This window comes from Cupriavidus sp. MEYA8 (genome assembly GCF_059278825.1).
The window spans coordinates 335,342-351,975 of the sequence record NZ_CM181221.1 but is presented as its reverse complement, the minus strand read 5'-3'; the positions used below and the strand labels follow the sequence as shown (position 1 = coordinate 351,975).

15 protein-coding genes and 1 tRNA gene are annotated in these 16,634 nt (G+C 67.4%); 9 read left to right on the top strand and 7 right to left on the bottom strand.

Annotated features, from left to right (window positions below):
• Positions 1 to 25: 25 nt before the first annotated feature.
• Entirely contained in the window at positions 26 to 910 is an 885-nt protein-coding gene (gene mutM / locus AC5WJ1_RS01650; protein ID WP_133093635.1) for a bifunctional DNA-formamidopyrimidine glycosylase/DNA-(apurinic or apyrimidinic site) lyase, read from the bottom strand.
• Positions 911 to 1,051: 141 nt separating this feature from the next.
• On the opposite strand from mutM, the gene AC5WJ1_RS01645 reads away from it, so the two are divergent.
• From AC5WJ1_RS01645 to AC5WJ1_RS01610, 8 genes are all read left to right on the top strand, one after another.
• On the top strand, positions 1,052 to 3,031 hold the full coding sequence (locus AC5WJ1_RS01645; protein WP_135704357.1) for a tetratricopeptide repeat protein: 1,980 nt from the start codon (positions 1,052 to 1,054) through the stop codon (positions 3,029 to 3,031).
• Between the two features lie 115 nt (positions 3,032 to 3,146).
• The gene (lolB, locus tag AC5WJ1_RS01640) at positions 3,147 to 3,755 is read left to right on the top strand and encodes a lipoprotein insertase outer membrane protein LolB (protein ID WP_133093633.1); all 609 of its coding nucleotides are present in this window, start codon (positions 3,147 to 3,149) and stop codon (positions 3,753 to 3,755) included.
• On the top strand, positions 3,752 to 4,636 hold the full coding sequence (ispE, locus tag AC5WJ1_RS01635; protein WP_494476332.1) for a 4-(cytidine 5'-diphospho)-2-C-methyl-D-erythritol kinase: 885 nt from the start codon (positions 3,752 to 3,754) through the stop codon (positions 4,634 to 4,636). The genes lolB and ispE overlap by 4 nt, the downstream gene beginning before the upstream one ends.
• A gap of 59 nt (positions 4,637 to 4,695) precedes the next feature.
• Positions 4,696 to 4,772: transfer RNA gene (locus AC5WJ1_RS01630), tRNA-Gln, on the top strand.
• A gap of 97 nt (positions 4,773 to 4,869) precedes the next feature.
• Positions 4,870 to 5,823, top strand: coding sequence for a ribose-phosphate pyrophosphokinase (locus AC5WJ1_RS01625; protein WP_133093631.1), 954 nt, complete (start codon positions 4,870 to 4,872; stop codon positions 5,821 to 5,823).
• A gap of 133 nt (positions 5,824 to 5,956) precedes the next feature.
• Positions 5,957 to 6,574 carry a 50S ribosomal protein L25/general stress protein Ctc gene (locus AC5WJ1_RS01620; protein WP_133093630.1) on the top strand — a complete coding sequence of 206 codons (618 nt, stop codon included), beginning with the start codon at positions 5,957 to 5,959 and terminating at the stop codon, positions 6,572 to 6,574.
• 162 nt (positions 6,575 to 6,736) lie between these two features.
• On the top strand, positions 6,737 to 7,333 hold the full coding sequence (gene pth / locus AC5WJ1_RS01615) for an aminoacyl-tRNA hydrolase (protein ID WP_135704353.1): 597 nt from the start codon (positions 6,737 to 6,739) through the stop codon (positions 7,331 to 7,333).
• 207 nt (positions 7,334 to 7,540) lie between these two features.
• On the top strand, positions 7,541 to 9,403 hold the full coding sequence (locus tag AC5WJ1_RS01610) for a PhoX family protein (RefSeq protein ID WP_135704352.1): 1,863 nt from the start codon (positions 7,541 to 7,543) through the stop codon (positions 9,401 to 9,403).
• 152 nt (positions 9,404 to 9,555) lie between these two features.
• On the opposite strand, the gene AC5WJ1_RS01605 is transcribed toward AC5WJ1_RS01610, so the two are convergent.
• From AC5WJ1_RS01605 to AC5WJ1_RS01585, 5 genes are all read right to left on the bottom strand, one after another.
• The gene (locus tag AC5WJ1_RS01605; protein ID WP_029046762.1) at positions 9,556 to 9,816 is read right to left on the bottom strand and encodes a YfhL family 4Fe-4S dicluster ferredoxin; all 261 of its coding nucleotides are present in this window, start codon (positions 9,814 to 9,816) and stop codon (positions 9,556 to 9,558) included.
• Positions 9,817 to 9,883: 67 nt separating this feature from the next.
• The gene (coaD, locus tag AC5WJ1_RS01600) at positions 9,884 to 10,369 is read right to left on the bottom strand and encodes a pantetheine-phosphate adenylyltransferase (RefSeq protein ID WP_029046761.1); all 486 of its coding nucleotides are present in this window, start codon (positions 10,367 to 10,369) and stop codon (positions 9,884 to 9,886) included.
• A 239-nt stretch (positions 10,370 to 10,608) separates the two neighbouring features.
• Positions 10,609 to 11,313 carry a 16S rRNA (guanine(966)-N(2))-methyltransferase RsmD gene (rsmD, locus tag AC5WJ1_RS01595; RefSeq protein WP_205751646.1) on the bottom strand — a complete coding sequence of 235 codons (705 nt, stop codon included), beginning with the start codon at positions 11,311 to 11,313 and terminating at the stop codon, positions 10,609 to 10,611.
• A gap of 88 nt (positions 11,314 to 11,401) precedes the next feature.
• A complete protein-coding gene (locus AC5WJ1_RS01590; RefSeq protein ID WP_494476331.1) occupies positions 11,402 to 12,793 on the bottom strand; it encodes a M16 family metallopeptidase in 1,392 nt (463 codons plus the stop codon).
• A 9-nt stretch (positions 12,794 to 12,802) separates the two neighbouring features.
• The gene (locus AC5WJ1_RS01585; protein WP_494476330.1) at positions 12,803 to 14,341 is read right to left on the bottom strand and encodes a M16 family metallopeptidase; all 1,539 of its coding nucleotides are present in this window, start codon (positions 14,339 to 14,341) and stop codon (positions 12,803 to 12,805) included.
• Between the two features lie 227 nt (positions 14,342 to 14,568).
• On the opposite strand from AC5WJ1_RS01585, the gene ftsY reads away from it, so the two are divergent.
• Positions 14,569 to 15,729, top strand: a complete 1,161-nt coding sequence (gene ftsY / locus AC5WJ1_RS01580; protein ID WP_135704347.1) for a signal recognition particle-docking protein FtsY — start codon at positions 14,569 to 14,571, stop codon at positions 15,727 to 15,729.
• A gap of 255 nt (positions 15,730 to 15,984) precedes the next feature.
• On the opposite strand, the gene maiA is transcribed toward ftsY, so the two are convergent.
• Positions 15,985 to 16,632, bottom strand: a complete 648-nt coding sequence (gene maiA / locus AC5WJ1_RS01575) for a maleylacetoacetate isomerase (protein ID WP_133093623.1) — start codon at positions 16,630 to 16,632, stop codon at positions 15,985 to 15,987.
• Positions 16,633 to 16,634 lie beyond the last annotated feature (2 nt).

The window sequence follows — 16,634 nt, the reverse complement described above, 5'->3', positions numbered from 1 at the left end:
CGGTCAGTGCCGGCTCAGTGCTGGTTCAGTGCTGGCAGTTGGGGCAGTAGAAGGTGGAACGCTGGCCCTGCACGATCTGGCGCACGGGCGTGGCGCAGACCCGGCACGGCTGGCCGGCCCGGTCGTAGACAAAGCAATCGAGCTGGAAGTAGCCGCTGGCGCCGTCGCTGCCGACGAAATCGCGCAGCGTGCTGCCGCCGCGCTCGATCGCCTGCGCCAGGGTCTCGCGCACGGCCTGCGCCAGCCGGTCGCAACGCGCACGGCTGAGGCGGCCAGCCGGCGTGGTCGGGCGGATGCCGGCGCGGAACAGGCTTTCCGAAGCGTAGATGTTGCCGACCCCGACGACGATGCCGCCGGCCAGCAACACCGTCTTGATGGCGGCACTGCGGCCGCGCGTGTGGCGGTGCAGCCAGGCGCCGTCGAAGGCAGCATCGAAGGGCTCGATGCCGAGCGTGCGCAGCAGCGGGTGGGATGGCAGTTCGTGCTCGGGCAGCGTGGTCCACAGCACCGCGCCGAAGCGGCGCGGATCGCGAAAGCGCAGCACCAGCCGGCCCCCGGCGCCCTCCGCCGCCACTACACCCTCTGCACCAGCGGCCAGCACCATGTCCAGGTGGTCGTGGGCGCCGGGTGGCGGCGCCTGCGGCAACACCCTGAGCGTGCCGGTCATGCCGAGATGCACCAGCAGCCAGCCGGCCGGTTCGGCGGGATCGTCGCTGACACACTCGAGCAGCAGGTATTTGCCGCGGCGTTCGATCCGGCGCACCACGCGCTGCGCCAGGCGGGCTTCGAGGTCCGGCTCGACCGGCCAGCGCAACCCGCGGTGGCGCACCGTCACCGCTTCAATGCGCCGTCCCACCACATGCGGCAGCAAGCCGCGCCGGGTCACTTCGACCTCGGGCAATTCAGGCATCGAACCTCTCCGTTGGTTAGCGCTCCAAACTCCTGCCGGCCGTGCTGGCCATGGGCCGGCGCGCCAAGCAGCGCATTGTAGCGGCAGGCTACAATGCCTTTATCCATTCCTTCGCCAGCGCGCGCCCGGAGCACTCGATACATGTCGGACCTGAAGTTGGACCTGACGCCGGACCTGATGCCGGACGCCACATTGCAAGCCTCCCAGTGCGGCATCCCCGTGCACGAGGGCGCATTTTCGCGCACGGCGGGCGCCGCGGGAGCCTTTGCCAGAACCCGCCGCCACGCACGTGCGCTGGGCGCCGCGGCACTGCTCGCGCTGGCCGGCGCCGCGCATGCGGCACCTCCGGCCGGCGACGTGCCGCTGCCGCAGCTTGCGCAGATGCCGCAGCTTGCGCAGATGCAGATCGCCGCCTCCGATGACGCGCGCCCCGCCAGCAGCACCGCCAAGCCGGCACGCAGCCCGCTGCCGTCGCTGGAACTGACCGACGACATCGTCTATATGGTGCTGGCGGCCGAGATTTCCATGCAGCGCGGCCTGGTCGGGCCGGCCTACCGCACCTACCTCGAACTGGCGCGGCAGACCCGCGACCCGCGCTTCGCGCAGCGCGCCACCGAGATCGCCTTCAACGCGCGCATCCCGCAGCAGGCGTTGGATGCGGCCCGGCTGTGGCGTGAAATCTCGCCCAATTCGCCCGCCGCCGCGCAGGTCCTGTCGACGCTGCTGGTGCTGAACGGACGCTGGGACGATGCCCGCCCGCTGCTGCAGCAGCAGCTCGCCGCCGTACCCGCCAGCCACCGCGGCGACGCCATCCTGCAGATGCAGCAGCAGCTGTCGCGCACCAGCGATCCCGCCGGCGCGGCCACGTTGCTGCAGGAACTGACGCGCAACGATACGAAACTGCCGGAAACCCACCTGGCGCTGGCGCGCGCGCGCGAAATCGCCGGCGACGTGCCGGGCGCGATCGCCGCGCTGGACCAGGCACTGAAGCTGCGCCCGGGCTTTGAGGCCGCCGCGCTGATGGCCGCCGAGCTGCGCGCCGAAAAGGAGCCCGACGAAGCCGTCGCCATCCTGAAGCGCTTCCTTGACAAGTCGCCCGAATCGGTCAACGGCCATATCACGCTGGCGCGCCTGTACCTGCTGCGCAACGACATGCAGGCGGCACGGCAGGAGTTCGAGACCTTGCGCAAGGTGGCGCCCGCCGATCCGCGCGTGCCACTGGCGCTGGGGCTCACGAGCCTGCAGGCCAAGAACTACAGCGAAGCCGAGCAATACCTGCAGGAGTACCTGCAGCTGGTCGAGAAGCAACCCACGGCCAATCCCGACATCGCCTACCAGTACCTTGCGCAGATTGCCGAGGAACGTAAGGACTATGCCGGCGCGATCCAGTGGCTGGACCGCATCGAGGACATCCGCCTGGCGCCCGCGGCCACCGCCAAGCGCGCGCAGCTGCTGGCACGCCTGGGCAAGCTCGACGATGCGCAGGCACTGTTCGGCGAGATGCTTGCCGATGCCGAGGAAATCCCCGACCCGGGCCAGCGCGCGCAGCGCGTCATGGCGATCCGCCAGGCCGAGGTGGCCACGCTGATGGAGACCAAGGCTTACGACCGAGCACGCAAGCTGCTCGACGACCGCGTCGCCGCCGAGCCCGACAACGCCGACTGGATCTACGAGCTGGCCATGCTCGACGAGCGCCAGAAGCGCTACGACAGCATGGAAAAGGGCCTGCGCCGCGTGATCGCGCTGCAGCCGCAGCAGAAGCAGGGCTACAACGCGCTCGGCTACTCGCTCGCCGACCGCAACGAACGCCTGCCCGAAGCGCGCAGCCTGCTGGAACGCGCCTCCGAGCTGGGCCCGGACGATCCCTACATCATGGACAGCCTGGCCTGGGTCAAATTCCGCATGGGCGAGCTGCGCCCCGCAGCGGACCTGCTGCGCAACGCCTACTCCAAGGCGCCCGAGGCCGAGATCGGCGCGCACCTGGGCGAGGTGCTGTGGCAGCTCGGCGAGCACGAGGAAGCGCGCAAGACCTGGACCGAGGCCATGCGCATCGATCCCGAGAACGAAACCCTGGTCGATACGCTGCGCAGGTACAAGTTCGACGTGCAGCTGGCCAAGTAACCAACCTCCTGATCCCGTGCCCGCGCTTGCCGCGCGCTTGCGTTGCCAGGCGCGGCACGGGATTTCCGTCAGTCCGGCGGCCGCCGCCGCGCGCCGCCGCTCCACGACCATGCCCATGAATCGAACCAGACGCCTGGCACTGCTTTGCCTGGGCGCCCCATTGCTGCTGCAGGCGTGCGCCAGCGTGGCACCGTCGCGCGGCTTCGATGCCGGCGAATCCAGCGCAAGCCGGCAATACACCGGCCGCTTCTCGGCCAACTACCAGCGCTACGGCCGCGACGAAGGCGTGACCGGCAGCTTCCGCTGGGAAGAGCAAGGCCGCAACGTGCGGCTCGACCTGGTCTCGCCGCTGGGCCAGACGCTGGCAGTGGTCACCGCCACGCCGTCCGGCGCCACGCTGGACCTGCCCAACCAGCCGCCGCGCAACGCGCCCGAGGTCGACACGCTGATGGAAGACGCGCTCGGCTTCGCGCTGCCGGTGGCCGGCATGCGCGACTGGCTGCATGGCCGCGCCGCGCAGGGATCGCCCGCGCGCGCCACGCGCGACGAGCAGGGGCGCCTGTCGACGCTGGCGCAGAACGGCTGGACCGTGCGCTACGTCGCGTGGCAGGACACGCAGCCCGCAAGCACCGCCGCGGCGCTGCCGCGCCGCATCGACCTCGCGCGCGACTCCGGCAGCAATCCGCTGTCGGTGCGGCTCGTCATCGATCCCCAGACGCCATGACCCCTGACCGGACCCCGGCACTGCCGCCACCCGAACTGCGCGACTGTCCCGCGCCCGCGAAACTCAACCTGTTCCTGCACGTGACCGGGCGCCGCGCCGACGGCTACCACACGCTGCAGACCGTGTTCCAGCTGGTCGACTGGAGCGACACGCTGCATTTCCGCCGGCGCGACGATGGCATCGTGGCGCGCATCACCGACGTGCCCGGCGTGCCCGCCGACAGCGACCTGGTCGTGCGCGCCGCGCGCGCGTTGCAGGCTGCCACGGGCACCCCCTTCGGCGCCGACATCGAGATCGACAAGGTGCTGCCGATGGGCGGCGGCATCGGCGGCGGCTCGTCGGATGCCGCGACCACGCTGCTGGCGCTGAACCACCTCTGGGGCCTGGGCCTGTCGCGCGAGCAGCTGATGCGCATCGGCCTGGCGCTGGGTGCGGACGTGCCGGTGTTTGTGTTCGGCCAGAACGCATTCGCCGAGGGCGTGGGCGAGCAGCTGACCGCGGTGGCGCTGCCCGAAAGCTGGTTCGTGGTCATCCATCCGAAACAGCATGTGCCGACGTCTGAAATTTTTTCGGACCAGCGCTTGACAAGGGATACGCCCATCTCCATAATTGCGGTCTTCGCTGCTCGCACAAACAAATTCGATTTCGGTCGCAACGACCTGGAACCGATAGCAACAGCGAAGTTCGGCGAAGTCGCCCGAGCCCTGGAATGGCTGAAGCAATACAATCAGCATGCCAGGATGACCGGATCCGGAGCCTGCGTGTTTGCGCGTTTTCCTGACGCAAAGACAGCGCAGCAGGTTTTGGAAAGGTTGCCTCCCGAATGGGATGGCAGGTGTGTGAGGAGTCTGGCACATCACCCGCTCGCAGCGCTCGCATAGCAAGTTATCGTTCGGCGCGGTACGGTAGTTTGGTACCACGAAGAACGGCCCGGTTGTGTAGGGGAGTCGCCAAGTTGGTCAAGGCACCGGATTTTGATTCCGGCATTCGAAGGTTCGAATCCTTCTTCCCCTGCCATTACTTCCTATAGTGTCCTAACGGAACACGATATCTTCCAAGTCACCGGCTTCGCCGGTGACACCAAGCTCCCCCAGCAGCAAGACAGGTGCCCCGAATGAGCAGCGACGGCTTGATGGTATTTACCGGCAACGCCAACCCCAAACTCGCGGAGGCTGTCGTACAGCACCTCGGCATTCCGCTAGGCAAGGCCCAGGTTGGCCGTTTCTCCGACGGTGAAGTCCAGGTTGAAATCCAGGAAAACGTTCGCGGCAAGCACGTCATCGTGCTGCAGTCCACCTGCGCGCCGACCAACGACAACCTGATGGAACTGATGGTGATGGTCGACGCGCTCAAGCGCGCCTCGGCACGCAGCATCACCGCCGCCATGCCCTACTTCGGCTATGCCCGCCAGGACCGCCGCCCGCGTTCGGCGCGCGTGGCAATCTCGGCCAAGGTCGTGGCCAACATGCTGGAAGTCGCCGGCGTCGAGCGCGTGCTGACGATGGACCTGCATGCCGACCAGATCCAGGGCTTCTTCGATATCCCCGTGGACAACATCTACGCATCGCCGGTACTGCTGGGCGACCTGCGCGAGAAGAACTACGGCGACCTGCTGGTGGTCTCGCCTGACGTCGGCGGCGTGGTCCGTGCGCGTGCGCTGGCCAAGGAACTGAACTGCGACCTGGCGATCATCGACAAGCGCCGTCCCAAGGCCAACGTGGCCGAGGTGATGAACATCATCGGTGAAGTCGAAGGCCGCAACTGCGTCATCATGGATGACATGATCGACACCGGCGGCACGCTGTGCAAGGCCGCCCAGGTGTTGAAGGAACGTGGCGCGCTGAAGGTGTTTGCGTACTGTACGCACCCGGTGCTGTCCGGCGGCGCCGCTGCCCGCATCGCCGATTCGTCGCTGGACGAAGTGGTGGTGTGCGACACCATCCCGCTGTCGGAAGAAGCGGCCAAGTGCGGCAAGATCCGCCAGCTCTCGACCGCCCCGCTGCTGGCCGAGACCTTTACCCGCATCGTCAAGGGCGACTCGATCATGTCGCTGTTTGCGGGTTCCTGATAGAATTTAATGCTTTGCTGCGTTGGCAGCCGTTTTGCGGCGGCCAGCGTGACTTGATCGGCGCTGATTCTGTTTTTCACGCCGCAACGAGGCTGTCTGGTCGCGGACGGCCTTCTTTACTTTTGGAGTCATCATGAAAGTTGTCGCTTTCGAGCGTAGCGTACAGGGTACGGGTGCGAGCCGCCGCCTGCGCAATTCGGGCAAGACCCCCGGCATCATCTACGGCGGCGCCGCCGAGCCGAAGATGATCGAACTGGATCACAACGCGCTGTGGCACGCCCTGAAGAAGGAAGCGTTCCACTCGTCGATCCTGGACCTGGAAGTCGCTGGCAAGTCGGAAAAGGCCCTGCTGCGCGCATTCCAGATGCACCCGTTCAAGCCGCTGGTGCTGCACGTCGATTTCCAGCGCGTGTCGGCCAACGACAAGATCCACGTCAAGGTGCCCCTGCACTTCATGAACCAGGAAACCGCTCCTGGCGTGAAGCTGGGCCACGGCCTGGTCAACCACATCGTCAACGACCTGGAAGTGTCGTGCCTGCCGGCCGACCTGCCCGAGTTCATCGAAGTGGACGTCGGCGCGATGGAACTGGGCCAGACCCTGCACCTGGCCGACCTGAAGCTGCCGAAGGGCGTGACCGTCATCACCCACGGTGACGAGAACCCCGCCATCGCCAGCATCTCGCTGCCGGCTGGCGCCGCTTCGGCCGCCGAAGGCGCTGCCGAGGGCGAAGGCGAAACGCCGGCTGCCTGAGCTGCTGCTGCAGCGGGCGCGGCTTCCGGGCCGCGCCATTGAGAAAACCGCCGCCCTTCGCGGCGGTTTTTTTTCGACCCCGCCGAACCGGCACCTGGCTGGATTTTCGGTATCCTTGGCGCCTGTGGCGCAGTCCTGCGCGCCAACGACTCAGTCAATCGCATGATCAAGCTCATCGTCGGCCTCGGCAATCCCGGTGCGGAATACGAGGCCACCCGGCACAACGCCGGCTTCTGGCTGGTGGACCAGCTTGCCCGCATGGGCGGCGCCACGCTGCGCGTGGAAGGCCGCTTTCACGGGCTGGCCGCGCGCGCGCGGCTGTGGGACCAGGACATCTGGCTGCTCAAGCCCTCGACCTTCATGAACCGCTCGGGGCTGGCCGTGGTCTCGCTGGCACGCTTCTACAAGATCCTGCCCGACGAGATCGTCGTCGCCCATGACGAGATGGACCTGCCGTCCGGCACCGTCAAGCTCAAGCGTGGCGGCGGCGCGGGCGGCCACAATGGCCTCAAGGACATCTCGGCCCACCTGACCACGCAAGACTACTGGCGGCTGCGCATCGGCGTTGGCCATCCGCGCAATGCGCCTGGCGGCGCCGGCGCTGGCCGCGAGGACGTAGTCAACTTCGTGCTCAAGCCGCCGCGCAAAGAGGAGCAGGAGGCGATCGAGGCGGCCATCGACCGCAGCATCGATCCGCTGGGGCTGCTGGCGCGCGGCGATGCCGAACGCGCGATGGCGCAGCTGCACACCACTCGCTGAAGGTGGGCAGCGCAGGCACATTCCTGCGACATCCATGTGACACGGGCCGCACACGCGGCCCGTTTGTCGTTGGCGCGCTGCAACTCTTATGTTGCAGACAAGCTGTCATCAAACTTCCATGGGCAGTCCCTACATTGCGGGGTTTCCACCGCGCCGGCATCACATCGTAGCCGGCGCGCATGACAAACCCGCAAGAGAGGAAAGCCCATGTCGTACCTGACCGATGAAGCGCGCGCCGCCGGCCGTGCTGCCAAGCCTGACGTTGACGTGCCCGGCCAGCGGCTGGAAGACATCGTTGCGGCCAACCCGGCCCGCCGCCGCGTGCTGCGCGGCGGCGTGGGCCTGTCGCTGTTCTCCGCCTTCGGCAGCGGCCTGCTGGCCGCCTGCGGTGGTGGCGACGATCCTGCGCCGGCGCCCGCACCTGCCCCCGCTCCGGCGCCGGCCCCCGGTCCGGCACCTGGCGCGGTCACGCCGAGCTATGAGGTCACCTTCGAGCCGGTCGCCAAGTCGACCGCCGACGCGGTGGTCGTGCCGAACGGCTACAGCGTCGACGTGCTATTTTCCGCCGGCGACCCGGTCGAGGCCGGCGCCACCGGCTATGCCGGCGCGTTCCAGTCGTCGGCCGAAACCGAGCGCCAGGCCGGCGGCAACCACGACGGCATGCACTTCTTCGCGCTGTCGGGTGTCGATCCGCAGAAGGGCGGCCTGCTCGCCATCAACCACGAACTGCCGGACTACAACATCCTGTTCGCCGGCGGCACCTACAGCGCAGGCACCGCCACGCCGGAGCAGAAGCGCATCGCGCTGTCGGCGGTCGGCATCTCGGTGATCGAGGTCGAACTGGCTGCCAGCGGCAAGTGGCAGGTCAAGCGCGACTCGATCTACAACAAGCGCTACACCGGCAACACGCTGTACCGCGTGGGTGGTCCGGCCGCTCCGGTGGTGGGCCCGACCGTGGTTGGCATGCTGAACAACTGCTCAAGCGGGTACACGCCCTGGGGCACCTACCTGACCTGCGAAGAAAGCACGGACAACTACCTGGATCCGATCCAGGACGAGAAGGGCTACGGCTGGGTCGTCGAGATCGACCCGTACGGCACGCTGGGCGCGCCGGCCAAGCGCACCGCGATGGGCCGCTTCGACCATGAGAACGTTGCCTTCATGACCGACACCGGCAACAACGTGGCCTTCTACATGGGCGACGACGGCACGCCGGGCTGCATCTACAAGTTCATCCCGAGCAAGGCGTTCGACCCCAACGATCGCGCCGCCAACGCCAACCTGCTGGACAGCGGCACGCTGTACGTGGCGAAGTTCAACGCCGACGGCAGCGGGCAGTGGATCGAGCTGACGCAAGGCAAGAACGGCCTGACCGTCGGCGCCTCGGATCCGGGCAACTGGACCCAGTTCGCCACCGCACCGGCACCGACCACGGTCGACTTCGCCACGCAGGCCGACGTGCTGGTCAACACCAAGGCGGCCGCGCGCGTGGCCGGCGGCACGCTGATGGACCGCCCGGAATGGATCACGGTCGGCCTGGACAAGACCGTCTACTGCACGCTGACCAACAACAGCGGCCGCCAGCAAACCGACGCCGCCAACCCGCGCGTGCAGAACCTGCACGGCCACATCGTCCAGTGGAAGGAAGCCGGCGACTCGCCGCTGGCCACCACCTTCACCTGGAGCATCCTGCTGCAGGCCGGCGACCCGTCGCTGGCCACGGACAACCTGAAGGGCAACATCAACGGCGATACCTTCTCGAGCCCGGACGGCCTGCGCGTGGACCCGAAGGGCCGCCTGTGGGTGCAGACCGACTCCAGCACCAGCTCGACCTACACCAACACCTTCGGCAACAACAGCATGTACTACATCTCGCCGACGGGGCAGTCGAAGCGCTTCCTGGTGGGACCGAAGGGTTGCGAGATCACCGGCATCGCCTACACGCCGGACCTGACCACCTGCTTCATCAACATCCAGCACCCGACCGGCCAGTGGCCGGACGCCGCCAAGCCGCCGCGCTCGTCGACCATCGTCGTGCGCCGCACGGATGGCAAGCCGATGGGTGCGTGACCGCGTTGTACCGTGTAGTGTCGTAGTACCGTAGTAACTGGGGAAAAGTTAAGCCCCCGCCACCTTGCGGTGACGGGGGCTTTTTTTACCTCTGAGTGCAGTGCGACTTGGTGCGGCGTGGTGCGAAGCGATGCGGGCCGACGGCCAGCCGATCAGGCAGCGTGCTTGGCCGCGGTCAGCAGCCGGTAGCGCTGCATCAGCACCTCTTGCGACTCCACCCGGTTCGGATCCTTGGGGATGCAGGCGACCGGGCAGACCTGCTGGCATTGCGGCTCGTCGAAGTGTCCTACGCACTCGGTGCACTTGTTGGGGTCGATTTCATAGATCTCGGGCCCCATCGAAATGGCTTCGTTCGGGCACTCGGGTTCACAAACGTCGCAGTTGATGCAGTCGTCGGTGATCATCAGCGCCATGGTGTTTCCTTCCTGCGGACACGCCCGCGCCCGACTGGCCGCGGTCTGACGTGTCTGAAGCCGTATTTTATTCCGGTTTGGCGATTTTCTCTTGCAGCCAGCGCTCCACCGACGGGAACACGAACTTGCTGACATCGCCGCCCAGCACCGCGATCTCGCGCACGAAGGTGCCGGAGATGAACTGGTACTGGTCCGACGGGGTCAGGAACATGGTTTCCACGTCGGGCAGCAGGTAGCGGTTCATGCCCGCCATCTGGAATTCGTACTCGAAGTCGGACACCGCGCGCAGGCCGCGCACTATCACGCGCGCATTGTTCTTGCGCACGAAGTCCTTGAGCAGCCCGGCGAATCCTTCCACGCGGACGTTGGGATAGTGCCCGAGCACTTCGCGGGCAATGCCGATGCGCTCGTCGAGCGAAAAGAACGGGCGCTTGTTGGGGCTGTGCGCCACGCCGACCACCAGTTCGTCGAAGATGTTCGACGCACGGCGGACCAGATCCTCGTGTCCCCGGGTCATTGGATCGAAGGTGCCGGGATAGACCGCGATGACCATACTTCCTCCTTGATCTGCCCGCTGCCGGCCGTTGTGGCCGCCTCGTTCGCCGGCCGGACCGGCGCGGGTGCTGCGTCGCGAGCGTTGTGACAGCGGCGTAGTGTAACCCTAAATGCGCCACTTGGAAGGCGGGCGGCACACCGTTTTGCGGCACTGCACCCAAGAATCCGTTCCGCAATCGGGAAGGTGCCCTTAGCGCATGGCGAAACTGGAGCTTCGCGCAATCCCGGAGCAGGCCGTCAACCGGCGCCGTTGCCGTGCTGTGGGTGCTGGCGGTGCTGCAGCAGATGGAAATGCACCGCGCCGGCGCGCGCATGGCGCACGATCTCAAGCGATGCCGGGACCGGGGCGTCGACGCCGGTCAGCACATGGTCGGTTTCGACATAGACGGCGCCACCGGGCCGCAGCAGCCGCGCGGCATGCTCCAGCGACGGGCCGATCCAGTCCTCGGCAAAGGGCGGGTCCAGGAACACCACGTCGAAGCTGCCGTCGGGCAACTGCGCCGCGACCGTAAAGGCATCGCCCTGCACGACGCGCACCTGGCTGGCATCGAGCCGGTACTGGTTGTCGCGCAGCTGCCTGGCTGCGCGCGGGTTGAATTCCACCAGCGTTACTGCAGCCGCGCCGCGGGAGGCGGCTTCGAAGCCGAGCGCGCCGGAGCCGGCGAACAGGTCCAGGCAGGCTAGCCCCGACAGGTCCTGGCCGAGCCAGTTGAACAGGGTTTCGCGCACGCGGTCGGGCGTCGGACGCAAACCCTGAGCGTCCGGCACCGGCAGCAGCGTACGCTTCCAGCGCCCGCCGATGATGCGGACCTGGGACGGCGCCTGGCGCGGCACCGGGCGCGGAGGGGCTGCGGGAGAACGTCCGCCGGCGGCAGCGGCCGGCGCGGAAGAAGGAGTACGCCCGCCGGGAGCGGGCGAAGGCAATCGGGAACGCGAATTCATTCCGTGATTGTAGAGCCTGCGGGACGGTTCGCCGCAGCCACGCGTGAGGCCGCGCGCATAGGCGGACCCGCGCGTTGAGGCGCCTGCATCACTTCCGCGATGCGGTCGGCGCGCTTCCCACCGGGCCGCCGACGATCACCGTGGCCATGCCGTCCGGGCGCACATGGCGCTGGAAGGCCGCCCTGACCTGCTCGCGGGTGACCTTGCCGACCTGCGCGGTCCAGGTGTCAAGATAGTCCAGCGGCAGTCCGTACCAGCCGATATTGGCAACGTTCGTCAGCAGCTTGCGGTTGTTGTCGATGCGCAGCGGGAAGCCGTTGATCAGGTTGTCCTTGGCCGCGCGCAGTTCCTTGTCGGTCGGCCCTTCCGCGACAAAGCGCGCCAGCACCTGGCGCACCAATGCCAGCGCTTCATCGGTCTGCGCCTTCTTGGTCTGCAGGCTGATGCCGAACGGCCCCGGCTGTTTCGACGGCGCGAAATAGCTGTCGACACCGTAGGTCAGTCCGCGCTTCTCGCGCACCTCGTCGGTCAGGCGCGAACTGAAACCGCCGCCGCCAAGCACGTAGTTGCCCACCAGCAGCGCGAAGTAGTCAGGGTCGCCGCGCGCGATCGACGGCTGGCCGATGGCCACGCTCGATTGCTGCGCCGGATGCGGCAGGCGCTGCTCGCTGGCCGGGATGTTGAGCTTGACCTGCGGCAGCGCCGGGGCGGCACTGCCCTGCGGCAGCCCGCTCGTAAGCCGCTCGGCAAGGGCTTCGGCCTGCTTGCGGTCGATGGCGCCGATCAGCGTCACCACCGCGCGCTGCGCGCCGTAGTTGTCGCGCCAGAATCTGGCGATGTCATCGCGCGTGATCGACTGCACGCTCCCCGGCGTAGCCGCGATGCCGTAGGGATGGTCCGGGTACATGGCCCTGGACAGCGCCTTGTCGGCAATCACCCCCGGCTTGGTGTCGGCCTCGCGGATGGCGGTGATCAGGCGCTGCTTCTCGCGCCCGACCACGGCGTCCGGGTAGGTCGGCGCCTTGATCAGCTGCGCGGCCAGCGCCACCGACTGGTCCAGCTCGAGTTGCGCGGTCAGCGTGCGCAGCCCGATGCCGCCGCGGTCGCCGCCCGCCGCGCCGCCGAAAGCCGCTCCGGTATCGGCAAAGGCGTCGGCAATCTGCGCCTCGTCACGGGCCGGCTGGCCGTCCTGCGCGCCCGCGCCCTTGTCCAGCAGCGCCGCCGTCAGCGTCGCCAGGCCGGCCTTGCCGGGCGGGTCATAGCGGCTGCCGGCATCGAAGTCGATATTGACGTCGAGCATCGGGATCGACGGGCTGTGGACAAAGTACACGCGCGCGCCGGTGGATGCGGTCCAGTGCTCGATCGGGATCGCGGCCTGGGCCAGCTGCGCGGCCAGCAGCATGGCGGCGCCGAGCGCCGCGCCGGCCAGCATGCGCAGCGTGCGGGGCCGCGCATTGAATGAAGTGGCGGACTGGGACATGGTCGTTCCTCAGTGGCGCAGGCCCGACGGGGCCTGGGTCTTGGGCTTGTTCGGATCGATCGGCTGCGGCACCAGCGTGGCCACGGTCAGGTTATCGTCGTTGAAATACTTCGAGGCGACTGCCTGCACCTGCGCCGGCGTGACGGCCTTGATCTTGTCGAGCATACGGTCGATCTGGCGCCACGAGAGATCAGAAATCTCGGATACGCCGATCTCCATGCCTTGCCCGAACACCGAATCGCGCTTGTAGATCTGCCCGGCCACCACCTGCGCCTTGACCCGCTTGAGCTCTTCCGGCGAGACCCCTTCCTTGGCAATGCGCTGGATCTCGGCGCGCAGGGCGCGCTCGATCTCGTCGGTGCTGTGGCCGGCCGCGGGCGTGCCGTCGAGGACGAACAGCGACTCGCCGCGGTTGATGCTGTCGTAGCCGACGTTGACGTCGTCGGCCAGGCGCTGCTCGCGCACCAGTTCGCGCGTCAGGCGGGCATTGTCGTAGCCGTTGAGCACGGCCGCCAGGACTTCCAGCGCGTACGGGTCGACGTCCTTCTCGACATCGCGCAGCCGCGGCACCTTGTATGCCATCACCATGTACGGGTTCTCGGCCGGTGCCTTGACCCAGATGCGCTTGATGCCCTTCTGCTCCGGCTCTTCCTGGTCCTTGCGCAGCGGCAGCGTGCGCGGCTTGAGCTTGCCGTAGTAGCGCTGGGCGAGCGCGCGCACTTCCTCGGCCTTGACGTCGCCGGTGACGATCACCATCGCGTTGTTCGGCACGTACCACTGGCGGTACCAGTCCTTGACGTCCTCGACCCGCATATTGACCAGGTCGTCCATCCAGCCGATCACCGGATGGCGATACGCCGCCGCGGTATAGACGGTGGCGAGCAGTTGCTCATAGACGGTGCCGCGCGACGAGTCGTCGGTGCGCAGGCGGCGCTCTTCCATCACCACCTTCATCTCGCGGTCGAACTCGTCCTTTTTGATGATGAGGTTGGCCATGCGGTCGGCCTCCAGCTCCATCATCTTCGGCAGGTACTGCTTGCCGATCTGCTGGTAGTACATGGTGAAGTCGCGGTTGGTCAGGGCGTTCTCGCGCCCGCCCAGTGCCGCCACCTGCTTGGAGAACTCGCCCACGCCGACCTTGGGCGTGCCCTTGAACATCATGTGCTCGAGCATGTGGGCCACGCCCGTGGTGCCGCTGACCTCGTCGATGCCGCCGACGCGGTACCAGATCTGGTGCGCCACCGTGGGCGCCCGGTGGTCTTCCTTGACGATCAGCCGCAGGCCGTTGGAGAGCCGGTATTCGGTGGTGCCATGCGCGGTGGCGCCGGCGGGCGCGGTCTGCGCGGAAGGCATCGGCGATCCGACCACGCCTTGGGCGCCGGCCGGCAATGACCAGGGGAGCAGGCCGAGCAGCATCGCCGGGACGATGCGCCGCGCCAGGCGCGCGGCGCCGGCTGGAAGTGCTGAGGACGTAGGCTGGGAATGCCGTTGGATGCGTGCTTGGGCACCTTCGGCGCCCGCCGCGGTCAGGACAGCGCAATGGTTCATGCGACCCCGTCTGCTAGAATTTTGCCGATCGATCCGCGCGGGCGGCATGCGCGCGCGGATCAGCCATGTAGCGAACTGATGTAGCGAACTATACGCAATCGCCGGCCGGGACCACAACGGGTTCTCCCCGACCTTCGCGATGTCAGCGTAAGCCCTTGATTATTAACCGGTCGCCTGCCGGCAGTGTGCCACCAGGGTAGCGGCCCCGGTATTGACTCCATTCCCCAATGTTTAGTTTCTGGAAGAAGCGCAAGGCCGAGCCCGCGTCCGTCGAAACGCCAGCGCCGGCACCCGCGCCGCTGGAGGCGCCCGCGCCCACCCCCACGCCTGCCCCGGCCCCTACCCCGGCTCCGGTCCCGACGCCGACACCAGTCCCCGCCCAGGTGCCGCCCCCGGCGCCGGCCCCCGTGGCCGTGTCCCAGGCCGCGCCCGAGGCCGCCACCATCGAAACGCTTGAACTGGTCCCCCCGCCCGCCACCAGCGCCGAAGCCCGGCAAGGATGGATGCAGCGGCTGCGTACCGGCCTGTCCAAGACCAGCCGCAACATCGGCACGCTGTTCGTCGGCGTCAAGGTCGACGAGGCGCTGTTCGAGGAGCTGGAGACCGCGCTGCTGATGGCCGACGCGGGCGTGGAAGCCACCGAATATCTGCTCGCCGAGCTGCGCAAGCGGGTCAGGTCCGAGCGCATCGAATCGGCCGAAGGCGTCAAGGCCGCGCTCAAGACGCTTCTGACCGACCTGCTGCGCCCGCTGGAAAAGACCATGGCGCTGGGCCGCGAACAGCCGCTGGTGATGATGATCGCGGGCGTCAACGGCGCCGGCAAGACCACCAGCATCGGCAAGCTGTGCAAGCACTTCCAGCGCTTCGACCAGAAGGTGCTGCTGGCCGCCGGCGATACCTTCCGCGCCGCCGCGCGCGAACAGCTGACGATCTGGGGCGAGCGCAACAACGTCACGGTGGTGGCGCAGGAAAGCGGCGACCCCGCCGCGGTGATCTTCGACGCGGTGAACGCGGCCAAGGCGCGCGGCATCGACATCGTGATGGCCGATACCGCCGGCCGCCTGCCGACGCAGCTGCACCTGATGGAAGAGCTGAAGAAGGTCAAGCGCGTCATCAGCAAGGCCATGCCGACCGCGCCGCATGAGGTGCTGCTGGTGATCGACGCCAATACCGGCCAGAACGCGCTGCAGCAAACCCGCGCCTTCGACGATGCGCTGGGGCTGACCGGCCTGGTCGTGACCAAGCTGGACGGGACAGCCAAGGGCGGCATCCTGGCGGCGATCGCACGCCAGCGCCCGGTGCCGGTGTACTTCATCGGCGTGGGCGAGAAGGTGGAGGATCTGCAGCCGTTCAAGGCGGAGGAATTCGCCGAAGCGCTTCTGGGATAAGCATCCAGAACAACGCCGATGCCAACGGTTTTGGGTGCTCCCAAGCCGCCCGTGCTAGCCTTAGCAAGGTGTTCTCCCTCTCCCCTCATGGGGAGAGGGTTGGGGTGAGGGGTGGTCTAGCAAGGAACCACGTGAAGCGAGGCCAGCGGTTTGAACCCACAGGCGTCAGCCGTTGAGACCCTCCAGTCCTCACCCCTGCCCCTCTCCCGCAAGCGGGAGAGGGGAGCAAACCCTCAGCACATCAAAGCAACACGCTCACTCCGCGTCCGGCTGCGCCTTCGGCTCCGCCTTCTGGAACGCCTCCATCGCCATGCACGCTTCGTAGATCCTCGCGATCGCCGGATAGCGGCTCACGTCGACATTGAAGCGCTGCGCATTGAACACCTGCGGCACCAGGCAGATATCGGCCAGCGTCGGCGTATCGCCAAGGCAGAAGCGCCCCGCCTTGCCGCCGCGCGCCAGGTTGGCCTGCAGCGACTCGAAGCCCAGCTCGATCCAGTGGCGGTACCACGCGTCCTTGACCTCGTCGGTCACACCCACCTTGTGCTTCAGGTACTTGAGCACGCGCAGGTTGTTCAGCGGATGGATCTCGCACGCGATTTCCTGCGCCAGCCCGCGCACATAGGCGCGGTCCAGCGCCGTGCCGGGTAGCAGCTTCGGCTCGGGATGGACTTCGTCCAGGTATTCGACGATGGCCAGCGATTGCTGCAGCACGTTGCCGTCGTCGGCCAGCGCCGGCACCAGGCCGTCAGGGTTCACCGCGCGGAATTCGGGCTTGAGCTGCTGGCCGCCGTCCTTGAGCAGGTGCACCGGCACGTATTCGTACGGCAGCCCCTTCAGTTCCAGCGCGATGCGCACGCGGAACGAGGCTGAGCTGCGGAAGTAGCTGTAGAGCTTGAGCATCG

Bases quoted from the DNA above. Each gene is read 5' to 3' on its own strand.
- AC5WJ1_RS01625 (WP_133093631.1), top strand. From the start codon at position 4,870: ATGAGCAGCGACGGCTTGATGGTATTTACCGGCAACGCCAACCCCAAA.
- ftsY (WP_135704347.1), top strand. From the start codon at position 14,569: ATGTTTAGTTTCTGGAAGAAGCGCAAGGCCGAGCCCGCGTCCGTCGAA.
- maiA (WP_133093623.1), bottom strand. From the start codon at position 16,632: ATGCTCAAGCTCTACAGCTACTTCCGCAGCTCAGCCTCGTTCCGCGTG.
- ispE (WP_494476332.1), top strand. From the start codon at position 3,752: ATGACCCCTGACCGGACCCCGGCACTGCCGCCACCCGAACTGCGCGAC.
- AC5WJ1_RS01585 (WP_494476330.1), bottom strand. From the start codon at position 14,341: ATGAACCATTGCGCTGTCCTGACCGCGGCGGGCGCCGAAGGTGCCCAA.
- pth (WP_135704353.1), top strand. From the start codon at position 6,737: ATGATCAAGCTCATCGTCGGCCTCGGCAATCCCGGTGCGGAATACGAG.
- rsmD (WP_205751646.1), bottom strand. From the start codon at position 11,313: ATGAATTCGCGTTCCCGATTGCCTTCGCCCGCTCCCGGCGGGCGTACT.
- mutM (WP_133093635.1), bottom strand. From the start codon at position 910: ATGCCTGAATTGCCCGAGGTCGAAGTGACCCGGCGCGGCTTGCTGCCG.
- AC5WJ1_RS01590 (WP_494476331.1), bottom strand. From the start codon at position 12,793: ATGTCCCAGTCCGCCACTTCATTCAATGCGCGGCCCCGCACGCTGCGC.
- coaD (WP_029046761.1), bottom strand. From the start codon at position 10,369: ATGGTCATCGCGGTCTATCCCGGCACCTTCGATCCAATGACCCGGGGA.
- AC5WJ1_RS01610 (WP_135704352.1), top strand. From the start codon at position 7,541: ATGTCGTACCTGACCGATGAAGCGCGCGCCGCCGGCCGTGCTGCCAAG.
- lolB (WP_133093633.1), top strand. From the start codon at position 3,147: ATGAATCGAACCAGACGCCTGGCACTGCTTTGCCTGGGCGCCCCATTG.
- AC5WJ1_RS01620 (WP_133093630.1), top strand. From the start codon at position 5,957: ATGAAAGTTGTCGCTTTCGAGCGTAGCGTACAGGGTACGGGTGCGAGC.
- AC5WJ1_RS01645 (WP_135704357.1), top strand. From the start codon at position 1,052: ATGTCGGACCTGAAGTTGGACCTGACGCCGGACCTGATGCCGGACGCC.
- AC5WJ1_RS01605 (WP_029046762.1), bottom strand. From the start codon at position 9,816: ATGGCGCTGATGATCACCGACGACTGCATCAACTGCGACGTTTGTGAA.